This is a genomic window from Methanobacterium spitsbergense, assembly GCF_019931065.1.
GTDB classification, from domain to species: Archaea; Methanobacteriota; Methanobacteria; order Methanobacteriales; family Methanobacteriaceae; genus Methanobacterium_B; species Methanobacterium_B spitsbergense.
This window is the reverse complement of sequence record NZ_JAIOUQ010000003.1, coordinates 214,906-235,242: the sequence shown is the minus strand read 5'-3', so window position 1 is coordinate 235,242 and position 20,337 is coordinate 214,906. Positions and strand designations below refer to the sequence as shown.

Sequence of the window (20,337 nt, the reverse complement as noted above, 5' to 3'; positions counted from 1 at the left end):
AATGATAATGGACACACAACTAGCATCACTTCTCACATCAGGAGCATTGATAGTAATAGGTATTTTTGGTGCATTATTCCTCGATAACCTAATAAAAAAAGTTATAGCGCTAGCATTTATAGGTGATGGTGCTAACCTGTTTCTTGTATCGCTCGGGTACAAAGCAGGAGGAATAGTCTATATATTTTTACCTGGAATGTCAATGAGCAACTTTTCACAGAATGCATCTTACCCGCTTCCATACGCTCTTGTGCTCACGAGCATTGTTATTGGGGCTAGTACCATGGCTGTGATGCTTGGAATTATAATAGTACTTAATAAAAAATATGGATCTATAAGTGCATCAAAGATTCTTGGAGAGTAATTGAAATGCTTTCAAACTTCTCAACAAACAACAAAGGAACAAAAACAGAGTTAAATTATGTTTATATTGTTCATAACTATTATGGATTGATGGAGGTATCAAAATGAACCTTCCTAACCTATTGATCCCATTGATGGTAATAATCCCAATTACTTGTGCTTTGTTCCTAAACCTTCTTCATGAAAGGACTAGGACTGTAAAGGCAATTTCAATAGTGGTTGCACTGGCACTTCCAATAATACCACTTCTTGCGAATTATGGTATACAATACTTTGGAGGATATCCTCCCTTAGCACAAAATCCAACAATATCAGCAGGTCTTCCTGCATTAATAACAGGAACAGCACTGAACATCTTCCACCCTGCAATTACATATGTCTATGGAAGTGCCCAAAAACTCATGATATTTATACTTGGTATTGTTGGTTTATTTGCCATATTCATATCTCTTTATGAGGTAAAAAAACCATCGGGTGTTTACATATACCTCATGCTAATGGGAACAGCATCAATAATAGCAATGCTTTTGTCAGATGATATATTCAACCTTTATGTATTCTTTGAAATTGCAGCCCTTGCGCAAGTTGGTATTGTACTGGTTTCCAAGATTAATAATAACTATGAAACAGCACTCAAATACATGATACTGGGAGGCATAGCTTCACCAATTCTTTTATTGGGAATTGCTCTCCTTCTGGGAGTTACAGGTAACGTAAACATTACAGACATAGTATATTCAATTAAAAATGGTTTAGTAAATCCACAAAGTCCTGTCCTGCTTATGGCTTGCAGTTTAATCATATTTGGGTGGCTTTATGGAACTGGTCTCCCGCCATTCCATACAATTAAATCTGCAATGTACAGCAAAGCACTTCCAACCGGAGCAGCATTGCTCCAGGCATTTTCTGTCTTTAGTTTAGTTGCACTTGGAGTAATTATCATAAGAATATTTTCATACATTCCATTTACACATGTTTTCATCCTGGGAATATCATTGGTTGCAATGGTATTGGGCATAACAATGGCCATAACTCAAACAGATTTCAAACGATTGATAGCATTCCTTGCTGTAGGTGAACTAGGGTACATAGGAGTTGGTCTTGGTCTTGGAACTGTGTTTGGTATTACAGCAGGACTTTTCCAAGCTGTTAACGAATCAATTATAACCGCATTTCTATTCATTGGATTTGGAACAATAATGTACAAAACCAAAGAAACGGATATGCGAAAGTTGGGAGGAATGCTGGTTGCAACACCTAAATCTGCACTTCTTGTACTCCTTGCAGGTATAGCATTAGCAGGTGTGCCTCCATTCAATGCTTTCCAAAGTAAATTGATGCTTGTTCAGGCTTCATTAAATTCGGGTCTGCCAGAAATTGCAATAATTATGGTATTAATGAGTATAGTAACATTTATGACATTTATGAGGGCTTTCCATACCATTTACCTAAGACCGAAGCCCGCTGATCTAGAAATTAAAAATGAAAAAATACCAAAGATTACATTGGTTGCAATGGTTGCATTCCTTGTTATATGTTTGGTGTTAGGTCTTTATCCACAACTTGCAACAAATTTCTTGCAAGGGCTGGCGATCAGTATTGCTTAGAGAAAGGGGGATTATATGAACATCTACGATATTATACTGAAAAAAATAAAGGACGTTAGAATGGAAACAGGAGATGATAAACCTGTTACAAATATAGCAGCATCGTCCATGTTAACGGCAGAGATAACACTCATATCTTCCATTTTAATTGCAGTAGTAATGCTAAGACTTTTGAACAAAACTCTAATGATAGCATTGGTAGTATTAGTGTTCGTACTTGTATTTCTGGCAATGCCAATCATGCCCAGACTTAAAAGGGAACAGAATGATTCACTTGCAAGCATGAGCTTTTATGTTATACTAGCACTTGGAATTATAGTAACACTATTCTATTGGGGGAATTTGAATGTCTGATGGATTAAGAAATCTAATAGCTGGATTTGCACTAGTTATATTCACAATAACTCTCTTTCAATCGATAGTTGATTTCAAACCAATGATCTATCCTGGAATAAGTTATATCTACAATTGGGTAGGTCCACACATAGCTCCTAACATGGTTACTAATGTTGTGTTTGATTGGAGAGGATACGATACCCTTGGTGAAGCATTAATACTTGTTTCGGCAGTTATTATAACTCTTCTAGTCTTTGGAAGGGGTCAAGTTGATCTTGGAGGTGAAGATTAATGAGTACAATACTCAAAATATTCGTATTCCCTGCTGCATTGATATTAATCTGTTACGGTGCACTTACCATACTTGGAGGTCACATTACACCTGGAGGAGGATTTCAGGGAGGAGCAATCATAGCTTCGGGAATAATATTCTGTCTCATAGTATATGGATTAAAAGAAAGTCCAATAAAATTTTCACACAATTTTATGGCATCTATTGAAAGTATAGGTGCTCTTGGATACGTATTTTTGGGATTAGCCGGATTATTTACAACAGGATTTTTCCTTTACAATTTGGGAGTTGACCTTTATCATATAGTTCCACCTAATATTGTGAATATATTTGACTACCCTGACCCAATACACGCAGGTATAATACCATACCTTAACTTTGTTGTAGGTCTGAAAGTGCTTGTTGGATTGAGTGCCGTTGTAATAACATTCCTCGAAAGCGAAAAGCTACTGAAGAATATGGAGAGTAAATAAAATGGTTTACAGTGGCCCATTAATCTTAGGATTTATAATAGGATTCATAATTGGAACCAGAATTAAGCCCAGCATAGGCAGCAACTTAAAATTTCCTGCTTCAGTATTCGTTGTGCTAGCAATAGTGGTATTACTTATGGCATACCAATTGGGTCCTTTCCCATGGTACACGGATTCTATCCTTGCTAATGGTCTGATAGCAGCCTTGGCAGGGATAATTATCGGTAAAATAACATTTGGAAGAGGATAATAGAAATAAATGGATAAAAAAATAAGAATAATCAAAAAAATCATTAAAATTTTAGAAGGTAATGGTCATGTTCCTATCAACTAAGAAATGTGAAGGCATTGGAAAGTGCGTTGAAGAATGCCCAACACAAGCAATAAGAATTATAGATGGTAAAGCATTCAGCTGCATAACTTGCGGGGCATGTGCAGAGGCTTGTCCAAACAGTGCCATATTCAAGAATAAATATGGAGGTTTTGTTGTCGACAGGGCCAAATGTAATGCATGTGGTGTTTGTGAGATGACATGCCCAGTTAACAACATAAAAATTGAAGATGGCGTTGTAAAGGGCATATGTGCAAGATGTGGCATATGTGTGGATGCATGTCCAATAAATGCAAGGGCCGATGCCCAGGATGTTATTGAGGAAAGACAACTCAAATTCCTTGAATCTCTTAATTTGACAATTCAACCTGGTTCAAGAGTAGAGAAAGAGGAAGAAAATGTTAAAAGGATAAATATTTGTACAGATCCTGACAACTGCACCCTTTGTGGAAGATGTGAATATTACTGTCCAACTGGTGCTTTAATGGTTGACATAGATTCTGAAGGCAAATGTACAGACTGTAGAATTTGTGAAGATGTATGTCCTGTAGGTGCAATAAAAGATGGGATTATAGATGAAAAAAAATGCACCCTTTGCCTTAAATGTGTAACGGAATGTCCAAACAAAGCAATATACATTGAAGATTTTAAGATTAAAATAAGGAATTTTGAAGAAGGGGAAGAAACAACAGGGTCAATTGTATCATGTCTCAACTGTGGACTCTGTGCCGAGGCTTGTACACACGGAGCACTTCGTGTAATAGAAGGCAAACTGCGATATGATCCAACATTATGTGAAGAGTGCAATACAATGGAATGTCTGGATGTCTGTCCAGTAGGTACTCTTAGACTGTCTGATGATCCAGATCGTCGTATACAAGGTTTCTGTGTTTCATGCGGTAAATGTGTTCAATCTTGTGATGTTAATAAAGCAAGGATTTTGAAAACAGTTGAATGGGATGGAAGTGTTACAGAAGACTGTGTATCTTGTGGTATATGTTCAGAAATTTGCCCGAAAGGTGCAATAACACTTAGACGAGGTTCAATAGATGTGGATCTTGAAAAATGTATCCTCTGTGAAAAATGCGCAATACATTGCCCAATGAATGCTATACCAAGAACTGCAACCGTTAAAAAATCTATAAAAGAGGGTTTCAGCTTTGTACAGGACAAACTATGTATGAACTGCAAACTTTGTACAAAAATATGTCCTGAGGAAGCAATTAAAGAAGATTCAGAAGGTAAAATGGTAGTAGATGATTCAAAATGCACATACTGTGGAGCCTGCTCAAATGCATGTCCTGCCAGGGCAATAATACTTGAAAGAGAGTTCGAGGTATCAGAATGAAAAATTTAATCAGAATATTCCTGGAGGGTATAATCACTAACACCAGAAGAATCCTCTTTGCATCAGACAGGGTGACTGATATGGAACTTAGGAGCAAAATCCTTGAAGGGAGGATAGTTCCTACAGATAAGGTTGCAGAGGTTTCATGTATAGGTTGTGGTGGATGTGCCAATGCATGCCCGACCAAGGCAATAGAAATGGTTGAACTTCCAGAACCAGTAAAACTAATGGAAGGCTTAGTAAAAGATAAGATACCTGTATTGGACAGTTTAAAATGCGTTAACTGTTATTACTGTCATGATTTCTGTCCATTATATGCTCTTTTCGGAGAAGCTGGCACCATCCATCCAAATGACGTTGGAATTGTGGATTTAGAAATATCAAAACTATTAGATGAACCAGTTAAAATTTCAGAGGATAAAATTGCTTTCATATCTCAGTATCTTGCAGATTCAACCATACTTAAAAAGAGGAAAGATTAGAATCATTAAAATTATAAATTAATTAAATAAAAACGAATTATAAGAAATATAAATTACCATAACCTTTAAAGAGGAATGATATGAGCTTAAAATCATATTCAAGGGCAAGAGCCGTTCATGTAATGCTTGTTTATACAGGAGGATGTAATGGCTGTGATATAGAGATTGTAAATTGTATATTCTCTCCCAAGTACGATGCAGAACAATACAAAGTTTTCCTTACATGGAATCCTAGGGAAGCTGACGTACTTGTAGTTACAGGCCCGGTTACAAAACACAATGAGAAACCATTAATAGAAATATACAATGCAATACCTGAACCTAAAGCTGTTATTGCTGCAGGAGCATGTGCTCTGATGGGGGGAGTTTACAAGAACATACATGGAGACATACCCTCAGAAGAAATAATGGGACCGGTAGAGAACATAATTCCTGTTGATGCCAAGGTTCCAGGCTGTGCAGTAAGGCCAGAGGATATATTATCTGGTGTGGTAGCAGCATTACCATTGTTGTTGAATGCGAAATAATCAATCAATCTGTAATAATGTACTATAATTAGAGTTAAAAGGTGGATTTAATGAATGAAGATAACAAGATAACCGATAAAAAGGTCATCGAAACAGAAGTTACTATGGGAACGGTACACTCTGCCGCAATAGAACCTTACAGGGTTAGATTATTTGTTGAAGACGAAATTGTAAGGGATGCTGAAATTACAGTTGGAATCAATCACAGGGGCATTGAGAGGATCATGGAAGGATTGCCTGTTGAAAAGGCAAATAGTCTTACAGAAAAAATATGTGGAATATGTTCCAACAGCCACATATGGAACTCTTGTTTGGTTGCTGAGAAGGCCATTGGAATAGAGGTACCCGAAAGAGCTCAGTATATAAGGGTTATAATGGAAGAACTGGAACGTCTCCATAGTCATATGCTTTATTTAGCTCATGGAAATGAAGTACTAGGTCATGAAACATTTGCAATGAGATTATTTTATATCCGAGAAACAGTAATGGAACTTTTAAGGATGATTGGGGGTAACAGGGTACAGTATGGAGTATCCATAATCGGGGGTATTAGGCCCCGTTGTGAACTAGATGAAATGAGGATACAAAAAATTAGAGAAGGATTAGACTTAATAGAGGAAAAAATAACCGATTTTGCAGATAGATTTGTCTCTGATCCTATGGTAATGTCACGTATAACTGGAGTAGGTACTTTATCACAGAAACAAGCAATAAAACTGGGCGCAACCGGCCCTACTTTAAGATCCACTGGTGTAGCAATAGATCTTCGAAGTGAAATGGAGTCCTATGATCCATTTGATTTTGATATTATCACACAGGATGATGGGGATGTTAAATCAAATCTTTTAGTCAGGGTTCTAGAAATTCCTGAAGCTATAAAAATTATTAGGCAAGCGCTTGACAATCTTCCAGAAGGTAAAATAACCAACAGAAGTTGGGAAATGCAGGATGCACCAATAAACAAAAGTTATATCGAGGTTCCAAGGGGAACACTGTATCATTCTTATGCCCTTGAAGATGGCAGAGTAAGAAACTGTGTTATTAGAACACCCTCAATAGCAAACATTGGTGCAATGCAGTATGCAGCAGTTGGACATCATATAACAGATGCACAACTTGCAATAGTTCAATGCGACCCTTGCTTCACTTGCACGGATCGTGCAATCCAAATAATCAAAATATAAAAGGAGATCATGATGACAGCAATAAATTCCCTAATAGCCGTAATTGGAACGTTAATAGTTGCATTATTAGTGAGTGTATGGCTTCCAGGGATTGAGAGGAAGTTTGTACAGGCAAGAATACAGCAAAGGGTTGGTCCTCCAATATCCAGTGCAGGTATAATGGCACCGATCAAATTTTTCTTCAAAGAAACAATAAAACCACATTCTCCAATGCCTAAATTATACAATGCCCTTCCAATAATAAGTTTTTTATCTGTAGTATCTATATTGCTAATAATAATGCCACAACTCTATGTATTTGCGGCACTTACAAGTATAATAGCTGTTGTGGGGCTATTGAAGATTGAAGAGGTTATCTACATGTTCATGGGATCACTTTCAAAATCTGTTATGTCACTTAAAATGCCATTTCCAGATGTTGTTAAGGGTGCGAAACATCCTGATACTCAAAGGTCTTTCCTGGAGGAACTCAGTTCCCTGAGGGCATTCAGATTAATAGCTTTTGGATCCTTCCCATTGTATATAGCACTTTTTGTGCCCGTGGCAATGTCTAAGAGCATCTATTTGAGTGGTATTGTATCATATCAACACATTCATGGACCCGTACTTTTCACATTAGCAGGAATATTGGGAGCAATTGTCTTTTTCATAGGATATATGATACTTTTAAATGAGTACCCATTTGCAATTCTAAAAACAAAGGCAGATGTTATTGAAGGACCTCTAATGGAATATGCTGCTAAATACAGGGCATATGTATATGTTACAAGAGGATTTCTGATGTTTGTCCTAGCTAGCCTTTTCACAACGCTTTTCCTTGGAATTCCACCGAATTTATTCAGCTGGAATATACTTGTTACAATAGCGGTAGCACTAATATTCCCAATATTAATGGCAGTTATGAGTGCATTTTCCCCTATATTCACATATAAACAATTTTATCCAACAGTAGCAGGAGTTTCAATTATTGGGATACTGGCAATAATTTTTACATTCCTTTAAAATGGATTGAAATTATGAATTTGAATTATCAATAAATAATTAAAATAATTTACAAAATAAAACTAACTAAAACCACAGGTGATGGTAATGAAGTTCGTTGTAAGGCCCATGCATATAATAAGCGTTGGAGGATACATAATTGAAACACAATTTCCATTTAGGAATTTAATTGTAGTTAATCCAACAGAAGAACCAATAAAAATAGATATTCCTATCTTTACCGAGGATTGGATTGAAGAACACCGTCAGTTGGGTCTTGAAATAACACCACTAACAGAAAAAGAAAGTTTCCTCAGTAATTTCAGAAAGGCTAAGATCAAGCTAGAAAAGCTTAAAAAAGAAAAATTAACTGAAAAGAATTAGAAATAACATCAATTTTTTTAATAATCCTTTTTTTTGAATATATTTTTGTTTTCAATATTCATTGTATATCTCATAAAATAGATATAATAATCAATTATTGTGCCAAAGTTTTACAAACTCTCATGGCCAGTGCAGAAGTGAGCATTATTGTTGGAAGTCCCTGTGAACGTGGTACAAGGGAAAGATCAGCAACCCATAGTCCTTCAGGTAAACCAGTTGGTTGCATTGATGAGATATCCTCTTTTTTCAGAGGAACGGTTCCTCCAAGATGTCCTCCATTATACATTCCTTTAACAAATGGGCCAGAAACTTCAGATGCTTCCATGATTGCTTTAACATTAGAAACTGCATTATCTATTTTTAACTCATCCTTCTCTGTTACAGCTTTTTGAACAGATCCATCGGAAAATACTGTTCCTTTTTCCATATCTGCAAGTTTAACCATAATCCCAACTCTGTCAGTTAATGAAACATTTCTCCATGGTTTATGGAAGAAATGAGATAATATATCAAGATAAGGAGATAATATATAATCTTTATGCTCGGTAAACCATGCCATTGGAGGTTCATTAAGCTGTTTTGCACCTTTAGAAATACCTCCAAGTGTAAGTACTATATCAACCCATAGTTTGTCCTGAGCTTCAAGTCCTGATGCTTTTAATATTTGGGCTGTACCCACACCTCCTGCAGCAAGAACAACAGCATCTCCTTTAACTATTTTAGTTACACTTCCGGATCTGATTAAAACCCCATTGACATGTCCTTTTTCAATTAGCAATTTTTCTACAGGTGATGATGTATGCATAACAGCACCCATTTTAAGTGCTTCATTCAAAAATTGATTAGAATCCCAACGGGCTCCAGTAGAACAGCCCATTTCACAAAGTCCGCATGAATTACATTCATGCAATTTCACTCCTTTTGGTGTGGGCTTAGGGTTAAAACCAAGATTTTCTGCTGATTCATACATTTTACGGGTTAATGGCCGCCATCTTTTCATTGGAATGGGTCTTATACTTATTTTCTTTTCAAGTTCTTCAAATTCAGGGGTAAGATCGAGTCCCAACTCTTTAAAACCTTGATCAGCTCTTACCATGTTACCGCATGATATTGCAGTTGAACCTCCGGTGGTTATACCTTTCACAAGCACCAGATTTTTATCTGATCTGGTTGCATCCATATGGGGAAATATTCTATTTATATTCCTTTCATCACCAAGAAGACCAATCCTTCTAAGAGGTTCTGTTAGTGTTAAACGCCTTGAGAAAGGTTTAAAAGGTTTACCTGCTTCTAATATAGTAACATCATAACCTCTTGAAGCTAACTCAAGGGCGGCTGTTCCTCCACCTGCACCAGAACCCACAACTATTACTTTCATTTTTTACACCAATCTTTAATCAATTTTCAATATTTATACATGCTTTACAATTTTTTGAACCTTCAGTTATCCTTTTAAAGAATTTCATATCCATTTTTTCATTTAAACCCTTTAAAACACCTTCATCTGCAGCACTCATTATTTTACATGTTTCAGGGGTGTAATGGTTTGCAAGTGCACAATATTTAACCAATAATAATACAGTTTGTTCATTTTCTTCTATAGAGAATTTTATTCCCAGTACTTTGTATAATATACGTGCTGCAACAAGTGCGTCTTTTATATCACTACCTACACCAAGACGTTTTTTGGCTTCACATCCCAATTCATAGCCTGCTTTGAACATTTCTTTCCGGCCTATCTCCAAAGCTTTCTCAAAACCCAAAACCTCTATTAATGCATTCACATGGAGATTATGACTTGCTGCCATTATTGCTCTACGTTCTTCAAGTTTTCCGTTAGAAGGTTTTTCTATAAACTGTGGTGAAACTGAATATCTATTCAAAAGCATTTCAAGATGGTTATTGGTTAAATCAGATAATCTATCCAACTCCTTTATTAAAATGAATTCAGGTATCCACTTGGAAATTAATCGTAATTTAATACTCATTGTTTTTACCTTCCCATCCAAAGTAGAGGACTTTTATATGGGTTAATTCTTTTGATAGTTTTTCAGCACATTTATCATCATAAATTATACTTACAAGATATTTGTGACGTTTTAAAATGTTTTCCCTTTTTAACTTCAAGTTAGCGGTGAGATCACCATTTTCTATTGATAGATCATTTTTAAGTATTACCCCGCGTTTTATTTTCTCGGGATTTGATAGTTTCGAATTTACATCCTTCATTGCAATGGCCATTTTTTCTTGATCAATATTTTCATCAATCCATATCATAGCAATGCAGTACGGTTTTTCATCACCAACTACCATAACTTCTGATACACCATGTATATGCTTTAACATCCCTTCAATTTTTAGTGGGCTAATACTTTTCCCGTATGAATTGACTATTAATTCTTTCTTTCTTCCAGTAATCACTAAACTCCCATCAGATGTTAAATAACCATAATCACCGGTAAGAAGCCAGTTATTTTGGAGTAATAAGTTGTTACGATTTTTATTATTGAAGTAACCTGAGGTTACTTGGGGGCCTTGCACAATTACTTCACCATCATTATTTATTTTAACATTCGTGTTTGGTAGAGGTTCTCCAACAGTGCCTATTCTGTTTGATCCAAGTTTATTGATGGTTACAAGAGGTGCTTCTGTTAAACCGTAAGCATTATAGATTTGAATACCTAACTCGTTGAAACTATCTAGTAGCTCTGTACTTACAGGGGCAGAACCTACTATTAACTGGGCACATGCATCAAGACCAGCATGTTTAAGCATGGATCTTTTCAATATTCGGCGTAATATCTCCTTTATCATTCCTTCGTTAGCATTAAGATACATATTCCCAACCCTACTTTGCAGGATTTTTGACCAAATCTTTTCATAGAATCTAGGCACCGAAAAAAATATGGTTGGCCTAACTCGCGGTAAACTGATTTCAAGATCTTTAAAATCTTCTAAAAAATAGAGTTTCAGAGGAGCAGGAGCATAATATGGGGCATACGTTCCTAAAATACCTTCAACTACATGATTCATTGGTAAGAATGAAAGATAGGAAACATCATGATTTCTATCGGCCCACGGAGGCATTGAAGCTATGTACTCAGCCATCCATCTCAAATTTCCATGGGTGAATGAAACTCCCGATGGATCTCCGGTTGTTCCCGATGTATATCTTATAGTTGCAATATCATCAAAATCTACGGGTGCAACTATTTCACTGAATTTTTTTTCATCATCATTTCCAATAAATTCTTTCCAGGATAAAATATTAGTTGGGACTTTAATATTATCGCTGCAGAATGATATTACGTGATTTTCTAATTCTAACTCATTTAAATGGTTTAATAAATCTGGAGTACCAACAAAAATTATTTTTGCTCCACAATCCTTTATTATTTCATTGATTTCATTTACTGGGCTAGTGTAGTAGAGGGGAACACTTACAGCACCTAATAATCCAATAGAAACATCTAATACAAGATATCTGGCTGAATTACATCCTACGATAGCTACTTTATCGCCTCGACTAATACCGAGATTTTTAAGTGATTTTACACTTCTTAAAATATCCTTTCTTACATCTGAGTTTTTTCTTTCGAGAAATTTTCCATTAACAATATCATAGTATTGAACAGGTCTACTTTTACTTCTTAATCTAAATAAAACTTGTTCGTGTACTGTTCGTTCAGATCTATGAAAAAAACCATTATAAACCGCATAATTGAGTATTGTTGGTAAAAATTTTTCCCATTGTAAAGTATATTGTCCAATAAATTTTCTTGTATTGTCCCTTGAAAATTCTCTATCTTCGTTCATATAGGGTGCAAGTTCTTTCAGTGTTCTACTGAGACTATTAGAATTTTTACCAAAGTATTTTAGCAAAACAGAAATTTTTGGGATCAAATTGGAAATAGGAAGAAAAATTGGTTTAGGAATTCTTAAATTCATATTATTTAAGGCCCAATCATGAACAAAATCTAGAAAATCTTCTACAGTAGGTAGGGAAATGTAAGGAGCTGTAAGATGGAATATCTTACCTTCTGTATTTTGATTAAATGTTAATTCCACAACAGATTCAGCAACATAATCTACAGGAACAATATTAAGTTTAGACTCCTTTGAAACAGGTATTAATTGCAATTGCTTATTAAGATAGAGGCGTATAAGAACATAAATAGTATTGAAAGTCTTAATATATCCAGATTTAGAATCACCAATAACCATTCCAGGTCGGAATATTGATATGGGAAGACCAGAATTTTTTACTTCTAATTCCCCTTCATACTTACTTCTTTCATAGTTACTTAAGAATCCGTATTCATCTGTAATGGTATCTTCGGCTATTAGATTTTTTTGACCTCCAGCAACGTAAGCTGTAGATAAATGAGAGAACCGCTCAATTTTATGGTCTTTATTAATATCCGAAGCAAGATCAAGGAGATTCAAAGTTCCTTGTACATTAACCTTCCTAAGATCATCTAATGGAATGTTTAATCGTAGATCTGCTGCAGTATGGATTATATGGGTAACATTATGTAATAAAAAATTATATTCGTCTGGGCCTAATCCAAGCTTTTCCTCTGAGATATCCCCTTTGACTAAATATATTTTACTTTCATGTGAATCGTTTTCATTAAATTTTTTTAGCCCCTGAATTTCTTCCATTAATTCTGGCCATTCCCACCATGCACGGGAAAGATGTCTGTAGGCAGTATCATAGTCTTTTCCTCTAATTAAAACTGCTATGTTGACATTTTGGTTTTTTATTAGTCTTATAGCAATTTGTGTGCCCAGAAAACCAGTTGCTCCAGTTAGAAAAACAACATTCTTCAACTTTCCACATCCCAACCTTTTTTCTCCAGAAATTCCTTGAGTATTACGCGATTTTTCTTTGATTTAGCTAAATGTTCTACGAAACCTTTATTTATTTTATCATAGTTTTTTCTTGGATTTTTAATGAGCTCATCAATAGAATTACTTAAATGATTCCAGATATTTATGGAATTTCTTTCCGAGATATAATCTATGAGATAATCTTCGTCCAATTCAAGGTCTTTGTATAATCCCTTAAGACGTGGATCATGCCCAACTGCAATCTGAGGAATGCGTGCTTCAAGGGACAAAACAGCGGCATGATAACGGGATGTAACAAGAAAATCAACATTCCTCAGTATTTCTGTCATTTGGGATGCATTGAATTCGCTTGATGAAAATATTCTTGCATTTTTAGGATGTCTCATATTATTAACAATATTCTTGGCTAGAGGTTCGTCAAGTTCTTCCATACAAATAAATGCAATGTTCTTTCGATGTGTTTCAATTATTCTATCTGCTTCTGCTGCCCATTTGTAAGCTAAATCTTTACTTGCCAATATTCTTTTTGGGGATCTAGAAAAGTAGTATGGCCATTTATAAAGATTTTCCTTGCGGCCCCATGGTCTTATTACAACTGGCCAAAGATTGAAGTCAATAACTGCTATTCCAACAATATCATCTGTAGTTTCTGAGGATGTTTCAATGTTCCAATTTTTTTTAATTGTATTGTAATCTTCAGGTTCTGTTTGGAATGTAAATGCACTGTCTGCAGTATGTTTAATTGGTGCGGTTACACCCATTTTTAGTAATTTGTCTGCTGCATATGATGTTCTGGTAATTATAAGATCGGTTTTAATTGCTTCTCTTTTCACTAAAAACTTATTAAAAACTGACAAATCTCCTGCATCTACAGCATAAGCTATACATGGTATATTGAAAGAATTTGCACATTTTGTTGTCCATAAAAAAGCCCAAAGAAGTGCAGATGTCCAAGTGTCCATATAACAACTTCCTTCAACTAGCAGAACAAGATCTTGCTCTTTAACAAGCGTTCTAATGGCAAAAAAAAAGATTGAGGGTATAGGGGCTATATTTAAATTGGAATCTTCTTTAATATATCTGCGAAGATTCTCTTCATTTAATGTAGGAATGGTAATCTGTACATCTGGACCTAAAACTTTCCTAACATCTTCAATTATGGATATAAGTCTGGTTTCAGAGCCTGTGTTGTTTGCACCATTATAACCCATTAACATAACTTTACGAATAATTTTATCTGGATTTTCTCCCTTTGTATTTATCTTAAATTTTAATTTTGAATCTACTCCATTATTTTCAATTCCCTTTTTTTTTGGAGTAATTTCCATTTTAGAGACATACATTTTTGAACCTTTCTTTCGTTAATTAGTTTTTAATTAAAAATTATTTACAAATTATTTGGGTTAAATATATAATGTATTATAAAAGTAGTTCATTTGGTTGATTTTATTATATTTTTCCATTTTTATTTATTAAAGAGGATGTTAAATACTATCTATTTTTATTGAATCTAAAATGAATTTTGCATGATCTGCCATTTTATCCCATGCTAAATCCATGAATGATGTGTAATCTGTATCGTATTTGAGTATGAAGTACTCGAAGTAGAGAAATATTGCATAAGAAAAATATTCACGTGCTAGTATTTTTGGATCATACTGTTTTATGAGATTTTCTTCCATCATTTTAGTGAATATTGCTTCCCAGCTCTTTAAGGGAGTTTCAAGAAGCTCTTCTACGAAAAATTTTCTTATTTTCTTATTGTGGAATACTTCGATAGATATAATCCTCCATATTTTTTCTGTCTTTGGAGTTGACATTCGTTCAATGAATGTCTTTGCTCCAATTTCAAAGAACATATCTGGACTTGTGGCTATTAATTCGTCCATTTGTTCTTCAGGCAGACTGCTGGCTTCAAGTTCAGATAAGAAAAAGTTTACTATGGCATCTAATATAGCTTCCTTATTTTTATAATGGTTATAAATTGAACTTTCTCTTATGCCTACTTCTCTTCCTATTTCCCTCATGGATACTGCATCGAAACCTTTTTTTGAAAATAAATCTACTGATACATCGAATATTTTGTCTTTAGTTGATTTTTCATAAGGTTTGGAGGTATTTTTTTTATTATTCAAAATTTTCATCTCCTTACTAACGTTCGTTAGTTACAGTTTGGTGACATAGTATATAAAACTAACGTTCGTTAGTATAAATTTTTCATTTATATAAAATAATGTTTCTTAAAACATGGAATATAGTAAGAAACAATGAAAATATTGGATATTCGATGAAAAAACTCTATAATATCCCTAATTACAGTATTTAATCTTATTTTTAACTTATTCATAATATTGAATCCTTTTTCGTTGATTTATTCCTGATAAATTCTTACTTTGTTTACATATTAATGAAAGAATTACAATTATAACCTTAAAAAAAATGAATAGAATTGTAAATTAAAATTATTTTGGCTTTCAATAAAATTTAAATCTTGAAAATAATAAAAGTATTTTCCTTTTAAATATTTCCCACTTTCAAAAAAAGAGAAGTAATTTTGCTCTGTTTCATAACAATAATAAATCTCATATGTGATTATTACCATAGTATTATGGGAGTTGTTTATGAGATATGATATTGAGATTTTGGGGATCATATTCATTTTAATAGTAGTTGCTTTAATATCGTCTTTTAGTTCATTAAATCCTGATAATTTCGATGCATTGGCTGTTTCATTTCAAAATCCAATGGGCCATAATGTAACTGAAGTAACATCTGTGAACAATGCAATATCTGCATTTACAAACAACTAAGAAGGAGTATTGGATGTACTCAGCACTTCTGGCCCCGATGAATCCTATTCCCTAACATCTAATTTAGGATATCAAGGTACTTTATTAAATAATTCTTCTGTAACCCTAAGAAATAATAATACCCTCTAAAAAAAATATTAAAAATCCGCTAAAATTAATAAATGAATTTATCAATTTAATATTTCATCTGAAATTATCTAATCATGGATTTACTTTTTTCGAATTCTTAATTCTAATATTTATTTAGTATAATATCGGTTATGCAATAAAAAACATAAAGTTAATTAGTTGGACATCCAATACAGTCCATATGGCTTGCTGCGAAATGAAGGGATATTTATCTTATCTCATACTATGGATTCTCAACAGAGAAAGCATGAATGGGGCTCAAATTGGTAGAGAATTGGAAATAAGAAGGGGATCTAAACCCAGTCCAGGTACCATTTATCCTGCATTAAAAGAATTGAAAAATACAGGTTTAATTAAGACAGATAACAATAAAATTTATTCATTAACTACTGAAGGTGAATTGGAATTAATAACTGCATGTAAATATTTCTGCCGGATTTTTTATGATATGAATGAAATGGCTGATTTTTGTAAGAAATCATAATATACAAATTATTAATTGATTTAATCTATCATTACCCATATTTTATCTTCTTTTATCTTGACTTGATGAGTTTTAAGAGGGCGTGGGGACTTGAATATTTTAGCAGCAGTTAATTTAAGTCCAGTCCAATCTGTCCAGCGTATTACATGGCCATCAGTCAAGTCAAACTGGCTGTGATGTCTTGGACAAGTTACAATTGTTCCTTCAAGTTTCCCTCCTGAAAGATTACCTCCCATATGTGGGCAACGGTTATCCGCACCATAATAATTATCTCCAACCCTTGCAACAAGTATTTCTTGTCCATTAATATTTGACATCAGCATGTTGCCATCATCTAATTCATCCACCAATGCAACCTCAACAAATTCAACCATTTTTCAACCTCCTAAGGTTATAAAATTTAATCATCCCTCTCCACAAGTACGAAAACATTTCCATCAGGGTCTTCAAATAGCGCTTGCATCATTCCCCATTCTTGAATACTGGGCTCTTCAATAAATTTTACTCCTTTTGATTTTAATTCTTTGCATGTAGTTATTATGTCATCACAGCCAAGTACTATATGAAAAAACACCTACAGATACATCTTTTTGACCTAAATATGGTTTAGCTATTGTTAAAGCCGTATCTGCACCGGGAGGTACAACTTCAAGCCATCTGTAACCATTTTTCATTACGGTATCCATTTGAACTTCAAAACCAAGTTTTTCAATGTAGAATTCACGTGCAATATCCTGATCAGTAACCCATATTCCTGCAAGAACTATCTTTTTGATCATTCATATATCTCCTTTATTTTCACTCTTTTAACTTAATAATAACTCAATTCAGTTCCTGCTGAATTTGAAGTGTTTTTCGATTCATATTATTTAAAACAATAAATTATTAATAATTATTATAATTTCTCAATTCCATTCTATTACATCTTAATTCTGCATAATTAATATATGTTATGATGATTTAGTAAAAATAAATCTTGCAATAATTTATTTTATAGAAAACTGATTATAGAGTATAATAGATCGAGGATTGGAAGATGAGAAGAAAGGAAAAGGAAATAAAGAATAAAAATATGATTGAAGCAATATTACAAGAAGCAGATCATTGCATAGTGGCGTTATCAAGTAATAACAATCCTTACATAGTACCCATGAACTTTGGATACAAAAATCAGACTTTATATCTCCACTCTTCAAATGAAGGAAAAAAGATAGAAATCTTAAAAGTTAACAATAGGGTTTCATTTGGTGTTGAGATAGATATTGAGCTTGTGAAAGACCAAAATCCCTGTAAATGGGGAATGAAATACAAAAGTGTTGTTGGATGTGGATATGCATATTTTATAGAAGATTCAAAAAAGAAAAAAGAAGCCCTAGACATTATAATGGCCAAATATTCCAAAAATGCAAATTTTGAATATTCAGAAACTACTCTCAACAATCTAACATTAATTAGAGTTGAAGTAAAAGAATTAACAGGTAAAATATCAGGATATGGCTCAAATGTAGCGAATAAAGAATAATTTAATTAAATAGAAGCTAACTTAAATATAAATAACAATTAATTGTAAAGGAGATACTATGAAAGAGGATGCAATAACCATCAAAGCCCACAATAAACCTGGAGTGTTGCGAGATATAACGGATATGATGGCTAAATGTGGGATAAATATTTCATATACTCACCTTTTCATAGAAAAAGATGAATCTGCATCTGTTTATATGGAATTGGAAGATGTGGATGATATAGAAACCCTTGCAAAAAACATTCGTACCCATGGAAATGTTGATAAAGTTGAAACCCACCGTTCTCTGAGTGAGATATATGGAAAGAGAATAATAATTATAGGTGGTGGAGCTCAGGTAGCACAAGTTGCACAAGGTGCCATAACTGAGGCAGACCGTCATAACATCAGGGGCGAAAGGATAAGCGTAGATACCATACCGTTAGTTGGAGAACACGAACTTGCAGAAGCAGTTTCAGCAGTAGGGAGACTTCCAAGAATTGGCGCTCTAGTTTTAGCTGGGTCTCTTATGGGGGGGAGAATAACCACTTGTATTGAAAAAATAAAAACTGAACACGATGTGATTGTTATAAGTCTCAATATGCCTGGAAGTGTAACTGAAAAGGCGGATCTTGTTGTTACAGATCCTGTTCAGGCAGGTGTAATGGCAGTTATGGCTGTAGCTGAAACAGCAATTTTTGATATAAAAAAAATTGGGAGAAAGAAATTTTAAACCAGTAGTTTTTTAAAGGGGTTCTAAGGTTCTAATAAGTCTCTCTGCTGCTATTTTTATTTCTGGATCCTTAATTTTTCCACTTTTAGCTATTTTAAGCGCCATTTCCAGTACTTTAGGAACATCATCTGCAGAAATATTTTCTGCCATGTTGGTGTAGTCCTGGTTAGGGTTGTCTTCTAATTCAACCTTTTTTTCAGCCATTGTATCCAACATCATTTTACATTCTTTCATTAAAGCTGGATCATCCTTCATAGTTTCACATTTAGCCATAAGTTCTTTGGTTTTTTTATCATCCATTATGAACACCTAATATATAATTGTTTTTCAGAGAATTTATATTTTAGTGAAATAAAAACAGAAATTATTCTAACGTTGATATGCAATTCACATGAATTAACAGACTTTTAAAGGTATTTAAAAAAATAATTAAAGTAAGATTTAAAACTAAAAATTATAGAAAATAATTTTAACTCATTTCTATTGCTCGTATTATCCTACTTGCAGCATTTTTAAGCTCAACATCTTTTATTGCTCCGCTTTCTCTGACTTTTAGTGCCATTTCAAGTACTTTAGAAAGATCTTTAGGAGATAGGTTTTCAGCCATTCCAAGATATGTTTGCTCTGGGTCATCCTCTAGTTTCACATTTTTTTCCTTCATCATATCCAAAAGTACTTGACATGAACCCATAACTGTTGTATCATCTAGATTTTCACACTTTTTCATTAGCTCTTCTGTCTTCTTTTCCATAAAATCACCATTTATAATATATTACTATGGATTTATATTTTTATGCTTTAACTAAAAATATGAATGTCATTATTATCCTTCAAATTAGGAATATCATCATTTTTGCTGTATGAACCAAAAATTCTATATTTTGAAAGAAACTTAAATATAAATTAGATATTGGTTAGAAAAAAATTATTTTTTTCATGGAATGATAAGGGTATATTGTACTAAACAAGTATGAGGGATATTAATCATGGCACCGCTTTGTGATACAATGGATGGGCCGGTTGTAACAGCCGCTGAACTCGCATTAGAAATGGAAAACATAAATTATGTAATTCCCTATATAAAAAAGGAATATGAAAGAGAGTTAAGAGATGCTTTTGATAGAGTGGTTATTGTAAGAGAGCTCAGTGGCGAAGCAGCTGAAGTTGCTGACTACTGGTTTTTTGAAACTGCGATTAGATTGCATATGTTGGGGAATGGAAAATCTTACAATGGAATAAAACATTCTAGTCTAAACTGGGGGCCTGTGATCAACAAGGCAGAAGAAACAATTGAAATAGGGGATAAAACTGTATTAGAAGAATTTTTAATGAATTTAATTGAAGAATCGTTTGAAAATCGGTTTGAAGATATGATGTCCAAGAAGGAATATGATCTCAATGATGTTGATGCTGCAAGAGATTATATAACCGCCATGCTTGAATTTATTCGATTCTCACATGAATTGTACAATCATATAGAGAAAACAAATCAGAATTTTAATCCATAAATATTAG

Annotated in this window: 27 protein-coding genes; 17 read left to right on the top strand and 10 right to left on the bottom strand. The window is 33.9% G+C overall.

The genetic code is table 11. From position 1 onward, the window contains the following. Nucleotide 1: 1 nt before the first annotated feature. From K8N75_RS02385 to ehbP, 12 genes are all read left to right on the top strand, one after another. Entirely contained in the window at nt 2–364 is a 363-nt protein-coding gene (locus tag K8N75_RS02385; protein ID WP_048191767.1) for a cation:proton antiporter subunit C, read from the top strand. Between the two features lie 103 nt (nt 365–467). Next, nucleotides 468–1,970: an energy conserving hydrogenase EhbF gene (gene ehbF, locus K8N75_RS02380; protein ID WP_223790547.1), complete on the top strand. Its 1,503-nt coding sequence runs from the start codon at nt 468–470 to the stop codon at nt 1,968–1,970. A gap of 15 nt (nt 1,971–1,985) precedes the next feature. Next, a complete protein-coding gene (locus K8N75_RS02375; RefSeq protein ID WP_048191763.1) occupies nt 1,986–2,324 on the top strand; it encodes a hypothetical protein in 339 nt (112 codons plus the stop codon). Beyond that, nucleotides 2,317–2,598, top strand: coding sequence for a Na(+)/H(+) antiporter subunit B (locus tag K8N75_RS02370; protein ID WP_223790546.1), 282 nt, complete (start codon nt 2,317–2,319; stop codon nt 2,596–2,598). Before K8N75_RS02375 ends, K8N75_RS02370 begins: the two co-directional genes overlap by 8 nt. Then, a complete protein-coding gene (locus K8N75_RS02365) occupies nt 2,598–3,071 on the top strand; it encodes an MnhB domain-containing protein (protein WP_223790545.1) in 474 nt (157 codons plus the stop codon). The genes K8N75_RS02370 and K8N75_RS02365 overlap by 1 nt, the downstream gene beginning before the upstream one ends. Nucleotide 3,072: 1 nt before the next feature. Next, nucleotides 3,073–3,321 carry an energy-converting hydrogenase B subunit J gene (locus K8N75_RS02360; protein WP_223790544.1) on the top strand — a complete coding sequence of 83 codons (249 nt, stop codon included), beginning with the start codon at nt 3,073–3,075 and terminating at the stop codon, nt 3,319–3,321. 67 nt (nt 3,322–3,388) lie between these two features. After that, entirely contained in the window at nt 3,389–4,750 is a 1,362-nt protein-coding gene (locus K8N75_RS02355; protein WP_223790543.1) for a 4Fe-4S binding protein, read from the top strand. After that, complete coding sequence (locus K8N75_RS02350; protein WP_223790542.1) at nt 4,747–5,232, top strand: 4Fe-4S binding protein; 486 nt, start codon at nt 4,747–4,749, stop codon at nt 5,230–5,232. The genes K8N75_RS02355 and K8N75_RS02350 overlap by 4 nt, the downstream gene beginning before the upstream one ends. Nucleotides 5,233–5,312: 80 nt before the next feature. Further along, entirely contained in the window at nt 5,313–5,759 is a 447-nt protein-coding gene (locus K8N75_RS02345; protein ID WP_048191752.1) for an NADH-quinone oxidoreductase subunit B family protein, read from the top strand. A gap of 50 nt (nt 5,760–5,809) precedes the next feature. Beyond that, on the top strand, nt 5,810–6,943 hold the full coding sequence (locus K8N75_RS02340) for a hydrogenase large subunit (RefSeq protein WP_223790541.1): 1,134 nt from the start codon (nt 5,810–5,812) through the stop codon (nt 6,941–6,943). Between the two features lie 12 nt (nt 6,944–6,955). Continuing rightward, nucleotides 6,956–7,945 (top strand): respiratory chain complex I subunit 1 family protein, encoded by a 990-nt coding sequence (locus tag K8N75_RS02335; protein ID WP_223790540.1) that lies wholly within the window; start codon nt 6,956–6,958, stop codon nt 7,943–7,945. Nucleotides 7,946–8,032: 87 nt separating this feature from the next. Further along, nucleotides 8,033–8,308 (top strand): energy-converting hydrogenase B subunit EhbP, encoded by a 276-nt coding sequence (gene ehbP, locus K8N75_RS02330; protein ID WP_223790539.1) that lies wholly within the window; start codon nt 8,033–8,035, stop codon nt 8,306–8,308. A gap of 94 nt (nt 8,309–8,402) precedes the next feature. Here the strand turns inward: ehbP and K8N75_RS02325 are convergent, their stop codons facing one another. The 5 genes from K8N75_RS02325 to K8N75_RS02305 form a co-directional block, all read right to left on the bottom strand. Then, nucleotides 8,403–9,686, bottom strand: coding sequence for a GMC family oxidoreductase N-terminal domain-containing protein (locus tag K8N75_RS02325; protein ID WP_223790538.1), 1,284 nt, complete (start codon nt 9,684–9,686; stop codon nt 8,403–8,405). A gap of 19 nt (nt 9,687–9,705) precedes the next feature. Beyond that, the gene (locus K8N75_RS02320) at nt 9,706–10,296 is read right to left on the bottom strand and encodes an L-2-amino-thiazoline-4-carboxylic acid hydrolase (protein WP_223790537.1); all 591 of its coding nucleotides are present in this window, start codon (nt 10,294–10,296) and stop codon (nt 9,706–9,708) included. Next, complete coding sequence (locus K8N75_RS02315; protein ID WP_223790536.1) at nt 10,286–13,156, bottom strand: AMP-binding protein; 2,871 nt, start codon at nt 13,154–13,156, stop codon at nt 10,286–10,288. Before K8N75_RS02315 ends, K8N75_RS02320 begins: the two co-directional genes overlap by 11 nt. Beyond that, nucleotides 13,138–14,505: a polysaccharide pyruvyl transferase family protein gene (locus tag K8N75_RS02310; protein ID WP_223790535.1), complete on the bottom strand. Its 1,368-nt coding sequence runs from the start codon at nt 14,503–14,505 to the stop codon at nt 13,138–13,140. Before K8N75_RS02310 ends, K8N75_RS02315 begins: the two co-directional genes overlap by 19 nt. A 141-nt stretch (nt 14,506–14,646) precedes the next feature. Further along, nucleotides 14,647–15,306, bottom strand: coding sequence for a TetR/AcrR family transcriptional regulator (locus tag K8N75_RS02305; RefSeq protein ID WP_223790534.1), 660 nt, complete (start codon nt 15,304–15,306; stop codon nt 14,647–14,649). 477 nt (nt 15,307–15,783) lie between these two features. On the opposite strand from K8N75_RS02305, the gene K8N75_RS02300 reads away from it, so the two are divergent. Both K8N75_RS02300 and K8N75_RS02295 read left to right on the top strand, forming a co-directional pair. Further along, the gene (locus K8N75_RS02300; RefSeq protein WP_223790533.1) at nt 15,784–15,972 is read left to right on the top strand and encodes a hypothetical protein; all 189 of its coding nucleotides are present in this window, start codon (nt 15,784–15,786) and stop codon (nt 15,970–15,972) included. 310 nt (nt 15,973–16,282) lie between these two features. Beyond that, nucleotides 16,283–16,585 (top strand): PadR family transcriptional regulator, encoded by a 303-nt coding sequence (locus K8N75_RS02295; protein WP_223790532.1) that lies wholly within the window; start codon nt 16,283–16,285, stop codon nt 16,583–16,585. Between the two features lie 20 nt (nt 16,586–16,605). Here the strand turns inward: K8N75_RS02295 and K8N75_RS02290 are convergent, their stop codons facing one another. From K8N75_RS02290 to K8N75_RS02280, 3 genes are read right to left on the bottom strand one after another with little or no spacing between them, the layout of a single operon-like run. After that, complete coding sequence (locus tag K8N75_RS02290) at nt 16,606–16,959, bottom strand: Rieske (2Fe-2S) protein (RefSeq protein WP_223790531.1); 354 nt, start codon at nt 16,957–16,959, stop codon at nt 16,606–16,608. Between the two features lie 26 nt (nt 16,960–16,985). Then, nucleotides 16,986–17,159, bottom strand: coding sequence for a VOC family protein (locus K8N75_RS14280; protein WP_223790530.1), 174 nt, complete (start codon nt 17,157–17,159; stop codon nt 16,986–16,988). Beyond that, a complete protein-coding gene (locus K8N75_RS02280; protein WP_223790529.1) occupies nt 17,131–17,364 on the bottom strand; it encodes a VOC family protein in 234 nt (77 codons plus the stop codon). The genes K8N75_RS14280 and K8N75_RS02280 overlap by 29 nt, the downstream gene beginning before the upstream one ends. Nucleotides 17,365–17,621: 257 nt before the next feature. Between K8N75_RS02280 and K8N75_RS02275 the strand changes: the two genes are divergently transcribed. Together K8N75_RS02275 and K8N75_RS02270 are read left to right on the top strand one after the other, a co-directional pair. Beyond that, nucleotides 17,622–18,107: a pyridoxamine 5'-phosphate oxidase family protein gene (locus K8N75_RS02275; protein WP_223790528.1), complete on the top strand. Its 486-nt coding sequence runs from the start codon at nt 17,622–17,624 to the stop codon at nt 18,105–18,107. A gap of 58 nt (nt 18,108–18,165) precedes the next feature. Continuing rightward, nucleotides 18,166–18,822, top strand: coding sequence for a DUF5612 domain-containing protein (locus tag K8N75_RS02270; protein ID WP_223790527.1), 657 nt, complete (start codon nt 18,166–18,168; stop codon nt 18,820–18,822). A gap of 12 nt (nt 18,823–18,834) precedes the next feature. Here the strand turns inward: K8N75_RS02270 and K8N75_RS02265 are convergent, their stop codons facing one another. Both K8N75_RS02265 and K8N75_RS02260 read right to left on the bottom strand, forming a co-directional pair. Then, nucleotides 18,835–19,122, bottom strand: coding sequence for a hypothetical protein (locus K8N75_RS02265; protein WP_223790526.1), 288 nt, complete (start codon nt 19,120–19,122; stop codon nt 18,835–18,837). A 169-nt stretch (nt 19,123–19,291) separates the two neighbouring features. Further along, nucleotides 19,292–19,573, bottom strand: a complete 282-nt coding sequence (locus tag K8N75_RS02260) for a hypothetical protein (RefSeq protein ID WP_223790525.1) — start codon at nt 19,571–19,573, stop codon at nt 19,292–19,294. A gap of 235 nt (nt 19,574–19,808) precedes the next feature. On the opposite strand from K8N75_RS02260, the gene K8N75_RS02255 reads away from it, so the two are divergent. Then, on the top strand, nt 19,809–20,330 hold the full coding sequence (locus tag K8N75_RS02255; RefSeq protein ID WP_223790524.1) for a DUF6448 family protein: 522 nt from the start codon (nt 19,809–19,811) through the stop codon (nt 20,328–20,330). The last annotated feature ends 7 nt before the right edge of the window (nt 20,331–20,337 follow it).